17 protein-coding genes are annotated in these 16,216 nt (G+C 46.1%); 2 read left to right on the top strand and 15 right to left on the bottom strand.

The annotated features are described in order from the left end of the window. Positions 1 to 88 precede the first annotated feature (88 nt). On the top strand, positions 89 to 1,294 hold the full coding sequence (gene punC / locus F7Y48_RS21565; RefSeq protein ID WP_031780373.1) for a purine nucleoside transporter PunC: 1,206 nt from the start codon (positions 89 to 91) through the stop codon (positions 1,292 to 1,294). A 45-nt stretch (positions 1,295 to 1,339) separates the two neighbouring features. Here punC and F7Y48_RS21560 read toward each other — a convergent pair whose 3' ends face one another. Further along, positions 1,340 to 2,116 carry a transporter substrate-binding domain-containing protein gene (locus F7Y48_RS21560; RefSeq protein WP_047010280.1) on the bottom strand — a complete coding sequence of 259 codons (777 nt, stop codon included), beginning with the start codon at positions 2,114 to 2,116 and terminating at the stop codon, positions 1,340 to 1,342. Between the two features lie 115 nt (positions 2,117 to 2,231). Between F7Y48_RS21560 and F7Y48_RS21555 the strand changes: the two genes are divergently transcribed. Continuing rightward, positions 2,232 to 2,972, top strand: a complete 741-nt coding sequence (locus F7Y48_RS21555; RefSeq protein WP_006742913.1) for an amino acid ABC transporter permease — start codon at positions 2,232 to 2,234, stop codon at positions 2,970 to 2,972. Positions 2,973 to 3,053: 81 nt separating this feature from the next. Here F7Y48_RS21555 and glmU read toward each other — a convergent pair whose 3' ends face one another. From glmU to mnmG, 14 genes are all read right to left on the bottom strand, one after another. After that, the gene (glmU, locus tag F7Y48_RS21550; RefSeq protein WP_262652277.1) at positions 3,054 to 4,415 is read right to left on the bottom strand and encodes a bifunctional UDP-N-acetylglucosamine diphosphorylase/glucosamine-1-phosphate N-acetyltransferase GlmU; all 1,362 of its coding nucleotides are present in this window, start codon (positions 4,413 to 4,415) and stop codon (positions 3,054 to 3,056) included. Positions 4,416 to 4,564: 149 nt separating this feature from the next. Further along, positions 4,565 to 4,987 carry a F0F1 ATP synthase subunit epsilon gene (locus tag F7Y48_RS21545; RefSeq protein ID WP_005378937.1) on the bottom strand — a complete coding sequence of 141 codons (423 nt, stop codon included), beginning with the start codon at positions 4,985 to 4,987 and terminating at the stop codon, positions 4,565 to 4,567. Positions 4,988 to 5,005: 18 nt separating this feature from the next. Further along, positions 5,006 to 6,409: a F0F1 ATP synthase subunit beta gene (gene atpD / locus F7Y48_RS21540; RefSeq protein ID WP_005383849.1), complete on the bottom strand. Its 1,404-nt coding sequence runs from the start codon at positions 6,407 to 6,409 to the stop codon at positions 5,006 to 5,008. A gap of 35 nt (positions 6,410 to 6,444) precedes the next feature. Further along, a complete protein-coding gene (atpG, locus tag F7Y48_RS21535; protein ID WP_005394082.1) occupies positions 6,445 to 7,311 on the bottom strand; it encodes a F0F1 ATP synthase subunit gamma in 867 nt (288 codons plus the stop codon). A 44-nt stretch (positions 7,312 to 7,355) separates the two neighbouring features. Further along, positions 7,356 to 8,897 (bottom strand): F0F1 ATP synthase subunit alpha, encoded by a 1,542-nt coding sequence (gene atpA, locus F7Y48_RS21530; protein ID WP_005394084.1) that lies wholly within the window; start codon positions 8,895 to 8,897, stop codon positions 7,356 to 7,358. 13 nt (positions 8,898 to 8,910) lie between these two features. After that, the gene (atpH, locus tag F7Y48_RS21525) at positions 8,911 to 9,444 is read right to left on the bottom strand and encodes a F0F1 ATP synthase subunit delta (RefSeq protein ID WP_005394085.1); all 534 of its coding nucleotides are present in this window, start codon (positions 9,442 to 9,444) and stop codon (positions 8,911 to 8,913) included. Between the two features lie 14 nt (positions 9,445 to 9,458). Next, entirely contained in the window at positions 9,459 to 9,929 is a 471-nt protein-coding gene (gene atpF, locus F7Y48_RS21520) for a F0F1 ATP synthase subunit B (RefSeq protein ID WP_031780375.1), read from the bottom strand. A 74-nt stretch (positions 9,930 to 10,003) separates the two neighbouring features. Beyond that, positions 10,004 to 10,258 carry a F0F1 ATP synthase subunit C gene (gene atpE, locus F7Y48_RS21515; protein ID WP_002540812.1) on the bottom strand — a complete coding sequence of 85 codons (255 nt, stop codon included), beginning with the start codon at positions 10,256 to 10,258 and terminating at the stop codon, positions 10,004 to 10,006. Positions 10,259 to 10,315: 57 nt separating this feature from the next. After that, positions 10,316 to 11,128 (bottom strand): F0F1 ATP synthase subunit A, encoded by an 813-nt coding sequence (gene atpB / locus F7Y48_RS21510; RefSeq protein ID WP_005378922.1) that lies wholly within the window; start codon positions 11,126 to 11,128, stop codon positions 10,316 to 10,318. 8 nt (positions 11,129 to 11,136) lie between these two features. Continuing rightward, on the bottom strand, positions 11,137 to 11,526 hold the full coding sequence (locus F7Y48_RS21505; RefSeq protein WP_005378921.1) for a F0F1 ATP synthase subunit I: 390 nt from the start codon (positions 11,524 to 11,526) through the stop codon (positions 11,137 to 11,139). Between the two features lie 189 nt (positions 11,527 to 11,715). After that, positions 11,716 to 12,597 carry a ParB/RepB/Spo0J family partition protein gene (locus F7Y48_RS21500; RefSeq protein WP_258507639.1) on the bottom strand — a complete coding sequence of 294 codons (882 nt, stop codon included), beginning with the start codon at positions 12,595 to 12,597 and terminating at the stop codon, positions 11,716 to 11,718. Positions 12,598 to 12,621: 24 nt separating this feature from the next. After that, positions 12,622 to 13,395 (bottom strand): ParA family protein, encoded by a 774-nt coding sequence (locus tag F7Y48_RS21495; protein ID WP_005383838.1) that lies wholly within the window; start codon positions 13,393 to 13,395, stop codon positions 12,622 to 12,624. A gap of 10 nt (positions 13,396 to 13,405) precedes the next feature. After that, positions 13,406 to 14,041, bottom strand: a complete 636-nt coding sequence (gene rsmG, locus F7Y48_RS21490; protein ID WP_258507641.1) for a 16S rRNA (guanine(527)-N(7))-methyltransferase RsmG — start codon at positions 14,039 to 14,041, stop codon at positions 13,406 to 13,408. Position 14,042: 1 nt separating this feature from the next. Continuing rightward, positions 14,043 to 15,938: a tRNA uridine-5-carboxymethylaminomethyl(34) synthesis enzyme MnmG gene (gene mnmG, locus F7Y48_RS21485; protein WP_258507643.1), complete on the bottom strand. Its 1,896-nt coding sequence runs from the start codon at positions 15,936 to 15,938 to the stop codon at positions 14,043 to 14,045. Between the last annotated feature and the right edge of the window lie 278 nt (positions 15,939 to 16,216).

Below are 16,216 nucleotides of genomic sequence, written 5' to 3'. Positions count from 1 at the left end.
GAAAAATAGAATAATAAGGTAAATAAATCAGGGTTGGCGCCAACTGATGTTGATTAAAAAATGATTAAATAATTTGACTGGTTGAATCATGAAAATATCAAAACTACAGCTCATTTATCTGGCAGCATTATCGATGCTTGGCTTCGTTGCTACCGATATGTATCTGCCAGCATTCAAAGCGATGGAAATCGACTTTGCAACAGGCCCAGAGCAAATAGCGCTCTCTTTAACGGTATTCCTAGTTGGTATGGCGGTTGGCCAGCTAATGTGGGGATTGGCATCCGATAAATTTGGCCACCGCAATACACTCGCGGCCGGATTAGTGCTGTTTACTATCGCGTCATTCGGTTTGGCTTTCTGTGACCAAGTATGGCAACTACTGACACTGCGCTTTATCCAAGCTATCGGTGTATGTGCACCAGCCGTGATCTGGCAAGCCATGGTCATTAAACGCTACTCAAGCAGCAGTCAGCAAATTTTCGCAACGATCATGCCGTTAGTCGCGCTATCACCAGCACTAGCACCTCAATTAGGGGTAGTGTTGGCAGATAACTTCGGCTGGCACAGTATCTTTATTACGCTAACACTAGTTGGTGTCTTCTTGGTCTTTGCGACAATGGCCCAAAAAGACGAGAAAGCAGAAATCAAACAAACCAGTATGTCTGCCGACATCAAAGCGCTGCTGAGTTCTAAAAAATACCTTGGCAACGTATTTATGTTTGCGACGGCTTCGGCTGCATTCTTTGCTTACCTAACTGGTATGCCAGAAATCATGGCGCAACTAGGCTATGAAGCAAAAGATATTGGTTTGAGCTTTATCCCACAAACTATCGCGTTTATGGCTGGTGGTTACTTGGGTAAAGTCGGCGTTCGTAAATTTGGTGATGAAAAAGTTCTACGTCAATTGATTGGACTATTTAGTGTCGCGGCAATAATGATATTCATTGCCTCACAATGGGAACTGTCTTCTATCTGGCCAATTCTAGCGCCTTTCTGTTTAATTGCGGTAGCCAATGGTGCGCTATACCCAATCGTAGTAAACCGCGCGTTGGCAAGTGCTAAGCAAAGCCCTGCAACAGCTGCAGGCCTGCAAAACAGCTTACAAATTACTGTGAGCAGTCTATCAAGCGCATTAGTTGCTGCAATGGCAAGCCAAGCTCAAATGGTAACGGGCGTTGCAATCATCATCTGTATGGGTGGTCTTTGGATGGGTTACATCTTATCTAACCGTGAATTGTCTCAGCACTTCACGACTCCAGACAATGCTCGTGTAGTGAGTGAAGACGAACTTTAATTGTTCAGATAATAAAAAAGAGCCGCGTAATGCGGCTCTTTTTGTTTATAAGCTTTTCAACCCCCACTTCTTGGCAGTCAGCTTGAAAAAGCCTTGGGTCTTTTTCAGCTCAACCCAATGGTTGATGTAATTAATCCATACTTGATCGTCTTGCGGCAACAGCATCGCAATTGGTGTCGGTTTACGCGGAGCGGCCACTGGTACTATCGCTAGTTGTTTAAACTTGTCCACCAACGTCGCTGCTTCCACATTGGACGTCACCGATACATCGGCCCTGCGAGCTAGTAATTCTTGGAAGTCGCGCGCTGGCGCTTCAATCACAATGTGTTGAGCCAGCGGGAAAAACTCTTTCACCATTTTTTCTTGCACCGTTCCTAGTGTCGCCGCGACTTTCACATCAGGCGTATTAAAATCTGCCCAATCAGAGAATTTGGCGAGATCTTTCTTTTGCACAACGGGTACAAAGGCAAGGTAGAAATACGGTTGGCTGTATCCAGCGACTTTCGCGCGCGACATATTCAGGGACGCGCTGCCAGTAATATCATATTTGTTGGCGGTAATGCCATTGACTAGCGTCTTCCAATCCGTGGCTACATACTCTACTTTTACACCGAGATCTTTAGCAAGCTCTGTCGTTACGTCGATATCAAAGCCACGATAACTGTTGGTTGCAGGGTCTTTCATCGTCATCGGATTCCAATCTCCCGTCGTTCCAACACGGAGTACACCACTGTCTAAAATGGATTGAAGACGGCTTTCAGCATGAGCAATTTGAGTTGCAGCAAGTAAACACATTCCTAGCGCTAGTAAAATCTTTTTCATTTTTATTCCCTTAAAAATAATGACCTTATACGGTTTAATGATTAACCTTTATTAAAGCTCTATTGATAACATAGCAGCAACAATGGAAGTTTTTTAGTTAATTCAGGGAGTAAATGTGACCTTTCGAACTCTATGGCTGATTTCGCTGCTGTTGCTCACAGGTTGCTCAGATTATCAATGGGGCTGGTATGTGCTCGATCCCTCCACGGAGCAAGGACTCACCAATCTGAAGTTTTTAATCGCCGGATTTAGTGACACCATCCAAGTATCACTCCTCAGTATGTTATTTGCGATGACCTTAGGTTTAATCATCGCCCTACCGGCTCTGTCGAACTCTCCCTACTTGAAGTGGATCAACCGCATTTATGTCGAGGTAGTCCGTTCAGTGCCTGTTTTAGTCTTACTACTTTGGGTGTATTACGGCATGCCAACGCTGTTGGATGTCTCACTCAATCACTTTTGGGCGGGTGTTATTGCCCTGACCATTGCTGAGAGTGCGTTTATGGCGGAGGTGTTTCGCGGCGGAATCCAAGCCATCAGTCGTGGCCAGCATGAAGCGGCTGAATCTTTGGGCTTAAGCTATTGGCAAAAGATGCACTTGGTAATTCTTCCCCAAGCGTTTCGACAAATTCTCCCACCATTGGGAAATCAATTTGTGTATATCCTGAAGATGAGTTCTTTGGTTAGTGTGATTGGTTTGAGCGATCTCACTCGCCGTGCCAATGAGCTGGTGGTGAATGAGTACTTACCCCTAGAGATTTATACCTTCCTCGTTTTGGAGTACTTGTTGCTCATTCTATTCGTATCCCAAGCTGTTCGTTGGCTCGAAAAACGCATCGCCATTCCCAGTTACTAACGATGAAGCCTTTAGCTAGAAACAACAAAGCCGCTCTTGTTGAGCGGCTTTGACAATATAGCGACAGAGTGCAGGTACTGCTTATTTCTGTTTTACAGGGCGTTGCCAGCCATTAATTTTGCGCTCTTTGACGCGAGTAATCACTAACTCGCCTTCTTCAACATCTTTTGTCAGCGTCGTGCCTGCACCGATGGTTGCGCCATCAGCGATAGTGACGGGAGCCACCAGCTGGCTATCAGAACCAACAAATACATCATTACCGATGATGGTCTTAAACTTGTTCGCACCATCGTAGTTACAAGTAATCGTACCGGCACCGATGTTCGTACGTTGACCTATTTCAGCATCACCAAGGTAAGTTAGATGGTTCGCTTTTGAGCCTTCTCCGATACACGCATTTTTCACTTCTACGAAGTTACCCACATGGGAATCGTTACGCATCTCAGCACCAGGACGAAGGCGAGTAAATGGACCAACGGTACATTCTTCACCAACCGTTGCACCTTCAATTACACTGTAAGGGCGAACGATGGTGTTGTCGTCGATTTCGCAATCCTTCAGTACACAACCCGCACCGATAACCACGTTATCACCGAGTGATACTTTACCTTCGATGATAACATTCACGTCAATTTCACAGTCCATACCGCACTGCAACTCACCACGCAAATCAAAGCGTGCTGGGTCGCGTAGCATCACACCTTGCTCTAGTAGCTTCTGAGCTTGCATTGATTGGAAGGCACGCTCTAGACGAGCCAGTTGAGCACGGTCGTTGACCCCTTCCACTTCAATGGCGTTTACTGGGTGTACTGCCTCAACGGCGCGACCTTCATCGTGTGCGGCTGCAATAACGTCAGTTAAGTAGTACTCGCCTTGCGCGTTGTTATTGTTTAAGCCAGACAACCAACGCTTAAGATCCCCACCAGTCGCAACCATCACGCCAGTGTTGATCTCTTTAATTTGTTTTTGTTCTTCCGTTGCGTCTTTTTGCTCAACAATCGCAACAACAGGACCATTTTTACGAATAATACGACCATAACCTGTTGGGTTATCAAGCATCACTGTAAGCAGTGCAATACCACCCGTTGGTTGAGCATCCAACAAGTTCTCGATGGTTTCGGCTGAGATTAATGGCACATCACCATAAAGCACGAGGATTTTCTCATCGTCTTCAAAGCGAGGAGATGCTTGGTCAACTGCATGGCCAGTTCCCAACTGATCCGCTTGCAGCACCCAGTTTACTGGTTCTTCAGCAAGAGTAGTTTGCATTTGATCACCACCGTGACCAAATACTAAGTGAATATTTTGTGCACCAAGACCAGTACATGTATCAATCACATGTTTTGCCATTGGCTTCCCTGCCAAAGTGTGTAGCACTTTAGGCATGTTCGAATGCATACGGGTACCTTTACCCGCAGCAAGAATCACAGCACTGAATTTCATTGAGAACCTATTGACGTTTTATGTTAATTGGCCGTTATTTTAAACAGCTCTTTTAAAATAGTTAATGGAGTAAGGTAAATTTCCAACTAAAATTAATCAAAAAGGCGACCATTTGGCCGCCTTTTGTCATGCAACGTTGCTAATTGAGCTTAGCGACGCTTTTTTGTCAGCTCGATAACTCGTAGCTGAGCAATGGCTTTAGCCAGTTCACTGGCCGCTTGTGCGAAGTCCATGTCACCATGCTGATTCTGGATTTGCTCCTCAGCGCGGCGCTTGGCTTCTTCTGCCTTCGCTGCGTCTAGCTCTTCACCACGGATAGCGGTATCAGCCAGTACAGTCGCTGTACCAGGCTGAATCTCTACCATACCACCAGAAACATAAATGATTTCTTCGTGGCCGTGCTGTTTCACAATACGCACCATACCAGGCTTGATAGCGGTCAGCAGCGGTGTGTGACCATGGAAAATACCAAGTTCACCTTCGCTACCGGTCACCTGAAACGTTTCAACACGACCAGAGAAGATTTTCTTCTCAGCGCTTACTACGTCTAGGTGAAAGGTTATTGCTGCCATATCGCCTCCTAGTTAGCCTTATAGCTTCTTCGCATTCTCAATAGCATCGTCGATGCTACCGCAGTACATGAATGCCTGCTCAGGAATGTCGTCGTATTCACCAGCTAGTAGACCTTTAAAGCCACGTAGAGTCTCTTTTAGAGGTACGTAAATACCAGGGTCACCTGTAAATACTTCTGCTACGTGGTAAGGCTGAGTTAGGAAACGCTCAATCTTACGTGCACGAGATACAACTTGCTTATCTTCTTCAGATAGCTCGTCCATACCTAGGATAGCAATGATGTCTTTCAGCTCTTTGTAGCGCTGAAGTGTCTGCTGAACGCCACGAGCAACTTCGTAGTGATCTTGACCAACTACTAGTGGATCAAGCATACGAGATGTTGAATCTAGTGGGTCGATCGCAGGGTATAGACCCATTGCCGCGATGTTACGGTTAAGTACAACCGTTGCATCCAAGTGCGCGAACGTTGTTGCTGGAGACGGGTCAGTCAAGTCATCCGCAGGTACGTATACCGCCTGTACAGACGTGATAGAACCTGATTTCGTTGACGTGATACGCTCCTGAAGTACACCCATCTCTTCTGCAAGAGTTGGCTGGTAACCTACCGCAGAAGGCATACGACCTAGCAGTGCCGATACCTCTGTACCTGCCAGTGTGTAACGGTAGATGTTATCAATGAACAGTAGTACGTCACGACCTTCGTCACGGAAACGTTCTGCCATTGTTAGACCAGTCAGTGCAACACGTAGACGGTTACCTGGTGGCTCGTTCATCTGACCGTAAACCATCGCTACTTTCGATTCTTCAGGCTTCTCAACATTTACAACGCCCGCTTCCTGCATCTCGTAGTAGAAATCGTTACCTTCACGAGTACGCTCACCAACACCCGCAAATACGGATAGACCTGAGTGCTGTAGTGCGATGTTGTTGATAAGTTCCATCATGTTAACGGTCTTACCTACACCAGCACCACCGAATAGACCGATTTTACCACCCTTAGCGAATGGACAAATTAGGTCGATTACTTTAACGCCCGTTTCTAGAAGTGCGATCTCGTTTGATTGTTCTTCGTAGCTTGGTGCGCTGCGGTGGATAGAGTAAACCTCTTCCGCGCCCACTTCACCACGCTCATCAATCGCGTCACCTAGGACGTTCATGATACGACCTAGAGTTTTAGTACCGACTGGTACTGAAATTGGAGCGCCAGTGTTAACCACTTCAACTCCACGACGTAAACCATCAGAGCTACCCATTACGATACAACGAACTACGCCACCGCCTAGCTGTTGTTGAACTTCAAGAACTAGACGCTCTTTTGAGTCCGTTACGTTTAGAGCGTCATATACACTAGGTACATTGCTCTGTGGGAACTCTACGTCGACTACCGCACCGATGATCTGTACGATCTTACCTGTAGCCATCGTTAATCCTCTAAACTATTTCGTTTTACCTAAGCTTAAACCGCAGCTGCACCACCAACGATTTCCGATAGTTCTTGTGTGATCGCAGCCTGACGGGCTTTGTTGTACACAAGTTCCAAATCGTCAATCAAGTTGGTTGCGTTATCCGTTGCAGCCTTCATCGCAATCATTCGAGCCGCTTGTTCACAAGCAAGGTTCTCAACCACACCTTGGTATACCTGAGACTCTACGTAACGCACTAGTAGCGTATCCAGTAGAGGTTTTGGCTCAGGCTCATAGATGTAGTCCCATGAGTGCTCACGCTGCATCTCTTCGCTGTCCGATTTAGGCAAAGGTAGCAATTGATCGATCGTTGGTTGCTGAACCATAGTATTCACAAACTTGTTGAATACTACGTATAGACGGTCCAGTTCACCTTCATCGTATTTCTTCAGCATTACGCCAACAGAACCGATTAGGTCTTCTAAACTTGGGTTATCACCCAGGCCAGAAACCTGTGCCGCAACTTTTGCGCCACCATGTTTAAAGAAAGCTGTTGCTTTTGAGCCAACAACGGCAAGCTCAATCTCAGCACCTTTCTCTCTCCATGCTTGCATGTCTGTAACGGCTTTTTTGAACACGTTAATGTTCAAACCACCACACAGACCACGGTCTGTCGAAACGATGATGTAACCAACACGTTTAGCTTCACGCTCTTCTAGGTACGGATGACGGTACTCTAGGTTTGCGTTAGCCACATGACCGATCACTTTACGCATTGTTTCAGCGTATGGACGAGAAGCTTCCATTGCATCTTGAGAACGACGCATTTTTGAAGCTGCTACCATTTCCATCGCTTTCGTAATTTTCTGCGTGCTTTTAACACTACCGATTTTATTACGTATCTCTTTTGCGCCGGCCATCGTTACTCTCCGTTAGTTGGTGGCAGAAACTGCCACCGACCTAATTACCAAGTTTGGGTTGCTTTGAAGTCGTCAGTCAGTTTCTTCAACTGAGCTTCGATTTCATCGTTGTAAGCGCCAGACTTGTCGATCTCAGCTGCTAGTTCAGCGTATTGACCGCGAGCGTACGATAGTAGAGCCGCCTCGAAATCTAGAACTTTGTTAAGTTCTACATCATCAAGGTAACCGCGCTCTGCGGCGAAGATAGTTAGAGCTTGGTCAAATACAGACATTGGAGCGTACTGCTTCTGCTTCATTAGTTCTGTTACTTTTTGACCATGGTCTAGCTGTTTCTTCGTTGCTTCATCAAGGTCAGAAGAGAACTGAGCAAATGCAGCTAGTTCGCGGTACGCAGCTAGTGCTGTACGGATACCACCTGATAGTTTCTTGATGATTTTCGTCTGAGCTGAACCACCTACACGAGATACTGAGATACCTGGGTCAACCGCTGGACGAACACCGGCGTTGAATAGCTCAGTTTGTAGGAAGATCTGACCATCGGTAATCGAGATTACGTTAGTCGGTACGAATGCTGAAACGTCACCTGCTTGAGTTTCGATGATAGGAAGAGCAGTCAATGAACCAGTCTTACCTTTCACTTCACCGTTAGTGAAACGTTCTACGTACTCTTCGTTTACACGAGCTGCACGCTCTAGTAGACGCGAGTGTAAGTAGAATACGTCACCTGGGAATGCCTCACGGCCTGGTGGACGTTTAAGTAGTAGAGAGATCTGACGGTAAGCTACCGCTTGCTTAGATAGGTCATCGTAAACAATCAGTGCGTCTTCACCGCGATCGCGGAAGTATTCACCCATCGCACAACCTGCGTATGGCGCTAGGTATTGCAGCGCTGCAGATTCAGAAGCTGATGCAACTACAACGATCGTGTTTTGTAGTGCGCCGTGCTCTTCTAGTTTGCGAACTACGTTAGCGATAGTCGATGCTTTCTGACCAATTGCTACGTAGATAGAGAAAATACCAGAGTCTTTCTGGTTGATGATCGCGTCGATCGCCAGTGCTGTTTTACCAATCTGACGGTCACCGATGATAAGCTCACGCTGACCACGACCGATTGGGATCATTGAGTCAACTGACTTATAACCAGTTTGCACAGGTTGGTCTACCGATTTACGGTCGATTACACCTGGTGCGATCACTTCTACAGGCGAAGTCATTTTCGCTTCGATAGGACCTTTACCATCGATAGGCTCACCCAGCGTGTTTACTACGCGGCCTAGTAGTTCTGGACCAACTGGCACTTCAAGAATGCGGCCAGTACCTGTAACTTTCATGCCTTCCTTAAGGTCAGCATATGGGCCCATTACAACCGCACCAACCGAGTCACGCTCAAGGTTAAGTGCCAGTGCATAACGGCCACCCGGTAATTCAATCATTTCACCTTGCATCACGTCCGCTAGGCCGTGGATGCGGATGATACCATCGCTTACCGATACGATAGTACCCTCGTTGCGAGCTTCACTAACAACTTCGAAAGATTCGATACGTTGTTTGATTAGATCGCTAATTTCCGTGGAATTAAGTTGCATGCTCCAATCCCCATTAAGACTGCAATGCATCGCTCAGGCGGTTCAAACGACCACGCGCTGAGTCATCGATGACTAGGTCTCCGGCTCGAATAATAACCCCACCAAGTAGGGTCTCATCTACACTGCAATTCAGCTTCACTTTGCGTTCAAGACGCTTTTCAAGTTTGCTGCCAATGTTTGCAAGTTGCTCATCAGAAAGTTCTGTAGCGGAAATGACTTCAACATCGATTTCTTTCTCATGCTCTTTCTTCAGAGTGTAAAACTCTGTGCAAACATCAGGAAGGGCCGCTAAACGACCATTCTCAGCCATTACCTTCAAAAGGTTTTGACCGTGCGTATCAACTTGTTCGCCGCAAACTGCAACAAAAATCTCTGCCATTTTATCAGCAGAAACCGAACCGGTTAGAAGTTCGTTCATTTGTTCGTTTTTGGCCACTTCAGCAGCAAAAGATAACATTTGGCCCCATTGGTCCAACTGGTCTTTCTCTAAAGCAAAGTCGAAGGCTGCTTTAGCATAGGGGCGTGCGATAGTAGTCAAATCAGACATATGCGCCCCCAGACTTAAAGTTTTGCAGTAATGTTGTCGAGAATATCTTTTTGCGCATCTTTATCGATAGAACGCTCAAGGATTTTCTCAGCACCAGCTACAGCCAGAGTAGCAACTTGTTTGCGCAGGTCATCGCGCGCACGATTGCGTTCAGCTTCAAGTTCTGCTTCTGCTTGCGCTAGGATTTTCTGGCGTTCTGCCTGAGCTTCCTCGCGAGCTTCATCAAGAATTTGAGACTTGCGCTTGTTCGCTTGTTCGATGATCTCAGTTGCTGTGCGCTTCGCTTCTTTCAATTGATCAGAAGCGTTGGCTTGTGCTAGATCCAAGTCTTTCGCAGCACGTTCTGCTGCTTGAAGGCCATCAGCAATTTTCTTCTGACGCTCTTCGATCGCTTTCATCAATGGTGGCCATACATACTTCATGCAGAACCACACAAATAGTGCAAACGAGATTGCTTGACCTAGCAGAGTTGCGTTTATGTTCACAACAGCTACCCCTCTATTTGGACTTAGTGTTAATCAGTGACAAGCGCTAATCGCTCGTCCCGAGTTAAAGGTGATTAACCTAGTTGACCAACGAATGGGTTTGCGAAAGTGAATAGTAGCGCGATTACGATACCGATCATTGGAACCGCATCAAGTAGACCCGCGATGATGAACATCTTAACTTGTAGCATAGGAGCCATTTCTGGTTGACGTGCAGCACCTTCTAGGAATTTACCACCTAGCAGTGCGAAACCAATCGCTGTACCAAGAGAAGCAAGACCGACGATAATACCTACGGCGATTGCAGAAAAGCTCAGTAAAGTTTCCATTACTATCTCCAATTTATAGTTGTTGGCTTAGTGCCCAAATAAAAAGCTTTAAAAAAATTAATGATCAGGATCTTCGTGTGCCATTGACAGGTAAACAATTGTCAACATCATGAATACGAAGGCTTGAATCGTAATAACCAAGATATGGAAGATTGCCCACGGTAGTGAACCCATCCATTGTAAGTACCATGGTAGCATTGCCGCACAAAGAATGAATACAACCTCACCCGCGAACATGTTACCGAATAGACGCATACCAAGTGATAGAGGTTTCGCCAATAGCGATACCACTTCAATCAGTAGGTTAAACGGAATCATAAGTGGGTGATTGAATGGATGTAGTGCAAGTTCTTTTGCGAATCCACCTAGACCTTTCACTTTGATGCTGTAGTAAATCATCAATGCAAAAACGCCTAGAGCCATAGCCATGGTGATATTCACATCAGCAGACGGTACAACCTTAAGGTAAGGGATACCTAGCCAATGTTCTGCTGGGTACGGTAAGAAGTCGATAGGAACTAAGTCCATCACGTTCATCAAAAATACCCAACAAAAGATAGTCAGTGCTAAAGGCGCGATCAGTGGGTTGCGTCCATGGAACGTGTCTTTGACGTTATCGGCGACAAATTCAACGATCATTTCTACAGCACACTGAAGCTTACCCGGTACACCCGCTGTTGTTCTCTTCGCTACTTTGTAAAAAATTCCGAGGAAGATTAAACCAGTAAACCAAGAAAAAAACAGGCTATCGATATGTACGTTCCAGAAACTTGTCTCCGACCCTACTAAACCCAACTTATACAGCGATAGGTTAGAAAGGTGGTGGGCAATGTAACCGGACGATGTTAGCGCTTCACCTGGCGCAGCCATAACTCATCCTATTTTTTGTTGTTAATGAATAGCACTGGTGCACAGATATTAATACCTAGTACCAGCAAATAGGTTAGTTTGAGGGGAACAAGTTCCACCTGCATATACATGTAGGCAACATAGAACAGTGCAACCGTGATGAGAATTTTCAGTACTTCACCCGTATAGAAGGAAGCCGCGATGCGCTTGGCAGCGCGAGCCCCACTAAACATGAAAGCACACAGCGCGAATACTGCATTGGCAACAACAAAAATGCCTCCGCCAATCAGCGCTGAAAATCCCCAGTCAGGATTTATGGCTACCGCCATTCCTGCTGCCACAAAAATAACCGCGCCAGACTGGATCATTAACAATTGCCTTGCGAGCTCTCGTCCTGGTCTAGCTAACGCAGCTACCATGTATTCGTACCTCTAGTAATATCCACTTCGCACTAAACTCTCTGTGCTGGGAAATTGGCGAAAATTATACGTTCAGTTCAACGTAAAGCAATTCGATTGCATCAAAAACTTACAGTTTTGTTTACAAAACGACAACTTTCGCACAAAATTCGATTAATTAGATTAATTGACCTAAATCAATTATCTCATCTAGGCCTCAAGCTTGGCAATTAGTTGGTCCAATTTGTGAGGCTCATCAAGACTTATCGTCAATTTCGCTTTTCCGTTTGCAGAACGGGTCAAAGAAACTTTTGCATCAAGCAACTGACTCAATTTATGCGACATTTGCTCAGCTTCGGTATCTTCTTGTTGCCCTTTTTGCTCATTTTGTGGGGCTAAGCACTTTTTTACTAACTGTTCGGTTTGGCGAACAGTCATTTGCTTTTTCGCGACTTGTTGAGCAACCTCAACCTGCTTCTCACCCTGCAAGGCCAATAGCGCTCGCGCATGACCCATTTCTAGCAATTTATCCGCAACCAAGCTTTTCACATCGGACTCAAGCTGGTTTAAACGTAACAGGTTACTGACTGTCGTTCTCGACTTACCAATCACTTCTGCGACTTGTTGATGCGTAAGCGTAAATTCGTCTTGTAAGCGCTCAAGCGCTTGTGCTTCTTCAATCACATTCAAGTCTTCACGTTGAATGTTCTCAATCAGCGCCATGGCAATTGCCGCGCGGTCTTCGACTTTCTTCACCAAACACGGCACGCGTTTTAAACCAGCCTGCCTTGCCGCACGCCAGCGGCGCTCACCTGCGATGATCTCAAACTGACCACTTTCAACCTGGCGAACCACGATTGGCTGAATAATGCCTTGTGACTGAATCGAAGCCGCTAATTCTTTTAGCGCTTCGGGCGCCATATCTTTACGCGGTTGGTATACGCCCGGTTGCAATTGACCAATCGCTAAGTCGGTTAACTCACCGTCTGCCGATAATTCTTGGCTATGCGATGCAATATGCTGTTTTTCACGAGCAAACGAACTGGTCGACAATAACGCATCCAGTCCTTTTCCGAGACCACGCTTAGACATGGGATTGAATTCCTTAGGTTAGAGTTAAACTGGGATTTCTTCGCGGCGGAGCATTTCGCCCGCTAGAGCAAGATACGCTTTGGCCCCTGCAGAGTACTTATCGTAGTACATCGCTGGTTTACCGTGACTTGGCGCTTCGGCCAAACGCACATTACGCGGAATGACGGTACGGTAAACTTTATTGCCAAAGTGTTTTTTAAGTTGATCGGACACTTCATTCGATAGGCGGTTGCGCGGGTCGTACATAGTACGCAGTAAACCTTCGATTTTGAGGTTTTCATTAACCACAGCCGCTAACTTGCTGATTGTGTCCATAAGAGCAGTTAAACCTTCTAACGCAAAGTATTCACATTGCATCGGCACCAGCACAGAATCAGCTGCCGCCATCGCATTGATTGTAAGAAGGTTTAGAGAAGGAGGACAATCAATAAAGATGAAATCATAGTTATCGCGAACTGACGACAATGCATTTTTTAAACGCACTTCGCGAGCGAACACTTCCATCAATTTGATCTCTGCCGCGGTTACGTCACCGTTCGCCGCGATCAAATCATACTTCCCTGTGGTTTGGGTACATACGACTTGATCGAACGGTGTATCTTCGACCAAAAGATCGTATGCGGTGGCATCGACCATATACTTATCCACGCCACTGGCCATCGTAGCATTGCCTTGCGGGTCGAGATCGATCACCAAAACCTTGCGCTTTGTTGCCGCCATCGAAGCCGCTAAGTTAATGCACGTTGTTGTTTTGCCGACCCCACCTTTCTGGTTGGCGATTGCTACAATTTTACCCACGATTACCTCGCTAATTTTCCTTGCGCGATAAGATTACTAGATGACGATCACCTTCCAACTCAGGAACAGCTAAAGATATGATCTCTGTCACACTGCACCATTCAGGAAGCTGATCCATTTCATCTTTAGGGTGCTGTCCTTTCAGCGCTAGAAACACCCCATGCTCTTGTTTCGGCAAATGGTGGCACCATTCCACCATGTCTGTCATTGAAGCAAAAGCTCGACTCAAAACGCCATCAAATTTTTCTTCAGGTTGGAATTCTTCGACGCGACTTTGAATTGGTGTCACGTTTTTCAGCCCTAATGTGTGCACGACCTGCTTGATAAAACGGATGCGTTTGCCAAGACTGTCGAGCAAGAAGAAGGTCTTCTCAGGGTTCATGATTGCCAAAGGTATGCCCGGTAAGCCCGGACCAGTACCAACATCAATAAAGCGCTCACCGGGCAGGTGTGTGCTCACCACGATGCTATCAAGAATATGTTTCACTAACATATCAAGCGGATCGCGCACCGACGTTAAGTTGTACGCTTTGTTCCACTTGTCGAGCAGTTCGACGTAACCGACCAATTGCTCTCTTTGTTGCTCTGACACTTCTAAATCGGTTTTCGCGAGCAGTGAATCCAGTTTTGTTCGCAATGCGCTCATTTTATTCTTCCTCACCTTTCTTCAGCAAACCATGCTTTTTCAAGTGAACAAGAAGAATAGAGATTGCTGCAGGCGTAATACCAGAAATGCGCGATGCAATACCGATGCTCTCTGGTTTGGCCTCACTCAATTTAGCAACGACTTCGTTTGATAAACCTTTTACATCGCGGTAATCCAAATCAGCAGGTAACTTGGTATTTTCGTGACGCAATGATTTTTCGATCTCTTCCTGCTGACGCTTGATGTAACCATCGTATTTTACTTGAATTTCAACTTGCTCCGCCGCTTGCTGATCTTCAAGTGCAGGAGCAAACGCTTCAAGTTGCGTCAGTTGCGAATAAGTGATCTCTGGACGACGCAGAAGATCCTCACCACTCGCTTCACGTGCCATTGGGGTTTTCAGCAGCTTGTTCAGCTCATCAACGCCTTCTGATTTCGGATTCATCCACGTTGATTTCAAACGCTGACGTTCCGTTTCCATGTTATTGAGTTTCTCGTTAAAGCGAGCCCAACGAACATCGTCAATCAAGCCTAACTCGCGTGCTTTTTCCGTTAAACGTAAATCGGCGTTATCTTCACGTAGCAACAAGCGGTATTCCGCACGAGAAGTGAACATGCGGTACGGTTCTTTGGTACCCATGGTCGATAAATCATCAATCAATACGCCCATGTAAGCTTGGTCACGACGTGGGCTCCAGCCTTCTTTGTCTTGGCTGTACAAGCTTGCGTTTAGACCGGCCATCAAGCCTTGCGCTGCGGCTTCTTCGTAGCCAGTCGTACCATTAATCTGACCAGCAAAGAACAGACCATGAATAAACTTGGTTTCGTACGTTTGCTTCAAATCACGTGGATCGAAGAAATCGTATTCAATCGCATAACCAGGACGAACGATATGCGCATTTTCAAAACCTTTCATTGAGCGAACGATTTGTACTTGCACATCAAATGGTAAGCTAGTCGAGATACCGTTAGGGTATAGCTCGTGCGTCGTTAAACCTTCTGGCTCAATGAAGATTTGGTGGCTATTTTTATCCGCAAAACGCATCACTTTGTCTTCAATCGACGGGCAGTAACGCGGACCAATGCCTTCAATCACACCCGCGTACATCGGACTGCGATCCAAGTTGTTACGGATCACATCGTGCGTTTGCTCATTGGTGTGCGTAATAAAACATGGGATCTGACGCGGGTGTTGTTCGCGTTTACCCATGAATGAAAATACAGGGGTAGGGTTATCACCGTGCTGAGCTTCAAGCACTGAAAAATCAACAGTGCGAGCATCAATGCGCGGTGGGGTACCCGTTTTTAGACGATCCACACGGAATGGCAGTTCACGTAATCGATCCGCTAATGCGATCGACGGTGGATCCCCTGCACGTCCGCCTGAAGAGCTCTCCATGCCAATGTGGATCTTACCACCAAGGAACGTACCTACCGTTAGTACGACGGCTTTCGCATGGAAGCGAAGTCCCATTTGAGTCACCACGCCAACCGCGCGGTCTTGCTCAACAATCAGATCATCCACTGACTGCTGGAACAGCGTTAAGTTAGGTGCATTTTCTAATGCGTTACGGACGTACGCTTTGTACAGAGCACGATCCGCTTGAGCTCGAGTCGCTCGAACTGCAGGACCTTTGGAGGCATTTAGTGTACGGAATTGAATACCTGCATGGTCGATGGCTTCAGCCATCAAACCGCCCATAGCATCCACTTCTTTTACTAAGTGACCTTTACCAATACCACCAATCGCCGGGTTACAAGACATCTGGCCTAATGTATCGATGTTATGGGTAAGGAGAAGCGTTTTTTGTCCTGTGCGTGCAGATGCGAGCGCGGCTTCCGTTCCTGCGTGTCCGCCACCGACAACAATGACGTCAAAGTTTTCGTGATAAAGCATGAACTGACCTCAGGTATTCAAAGGGATTTAATGGACAGATAAAGGAGCAGTATTTTACCTGCTTTATGCCACAGAGAAAAACGTTTTCTCGTTTTATCCGTTTTAAGCTTCAAGATAAATATATATAAGATCTATATATATGATCTTTTATTAGATCTACTATTAGGATCGACCATTTCTGTGGATAACCTAAAAATGATCAACAAGATCATGGATCTTCTTTGGATCATATCTTGTGATCATGATTGGATCAGATCGAGGATTACCTGGGATCAAAA

The organism is Vibrio sp. 2-1-2a, assembly GCF_032648565.1.
Classification (GTDB): domain Bacteria; phylum Pseudomonadota; class Gammaproteobacteria; order Enterobacterales; family Vibrionaceae; genus Vibrio; species Vibrio diabolicus.
Note: the sequence above shows the minus strand (reverse complement) of the source record. Positions and strands in the feature narration are given on the sequence as shown.

Coding starts and splice junctions, on each gene's coding strand:
- punC (WP_031780373.1), top strand. CDS start 89: ATGAAAATATCAAAACTACAGCTCATTTATCTGGCAGCATTATCGATG.
- F7Y48_RS21560 (WP_047010280.1), bottom strand. CDS start 2,116: ATGAAAAAGATTTTACTAGCGCTAGGAATGTGTTTACTTGCTGCAACT.
- glmU (WP_262652277.1), bottom strand. CDS start 4,415: ATGAAATTCAGTGCTGTGATTCTTGCTGCGGGTAAAGGTACCCGTATG.
- F7Y48_RS21545 (WP_005378937.1), bottom strand. CDS start 4,987: ATGGCAGCAATAACCTTTCACCTAGACGTAGTAAGCGCTGAGAAGAAA.
- atpD (WP_005383849.1), bottom strand. CDS start 6,409: ATGGCTACAGGTAAGATCGTACAGATCATCGGTGCGGTAGTCGACGTA.
- atpG (WP_005394082.1), bottom strand. CDS start 7,311: ATGGCCGGCGCAAAAGAGATACGTAATAAAATCGGTAGTGTTAAAAGC.
- atpA (WP_005394084.1), bottom strand. CDS start 8,897: ATGCAACTTAATTCCACGGAAATTAGCGATCTAATCAAACAACGTATC.
- atpH (WP_005394085.1), bottom strand. CDS start 9,444: ATGTCTGATTTGACTACTATCGCACGCCCCTATGCTAAAGCAGCCTTC.
- atpE (WP_002540812.1), bottom strand. CDS start 10,258: ATGGAAACTTTACTGAGCTTTTCTGCAATCGCCGTAGGTATTATCGTC.
- atpB (WP_005378922.1), bottom strand. CDS start 11,128: ATGGCTGCGCCAGGTGAAGCGCTAACATCGTCCGGTTACATTGCCCAC.
- F7Y48_RS21505 (WP_005378921.1), bottom strand. CDS start 11,526: ATGGTAGCTGCGTTAGCTAGACCAGGACGAGAGCTCGCAAGGCAATTG.
- F7Y48_RS21500 (WP_258507639.1), bottom strand. CDS start 12,597: ATGTCTAAGCGTGGTCTCGGAAAAGGACTGGATGCGTTATTGTCGACC.
- rsmG (WP_258507641.1), bottom strand. CDS start 14,041: ATGAGCGCATTGCGAACAAAACTGGATTCACTGCTCGCGAAAACCGAT.
- mnmG (WP_258507643.1), bottom strand. CDS start 15,938: ATGCTTTATCACGAAAACTTTGACGTCATTGTTGTCGGTGGCGGACAC.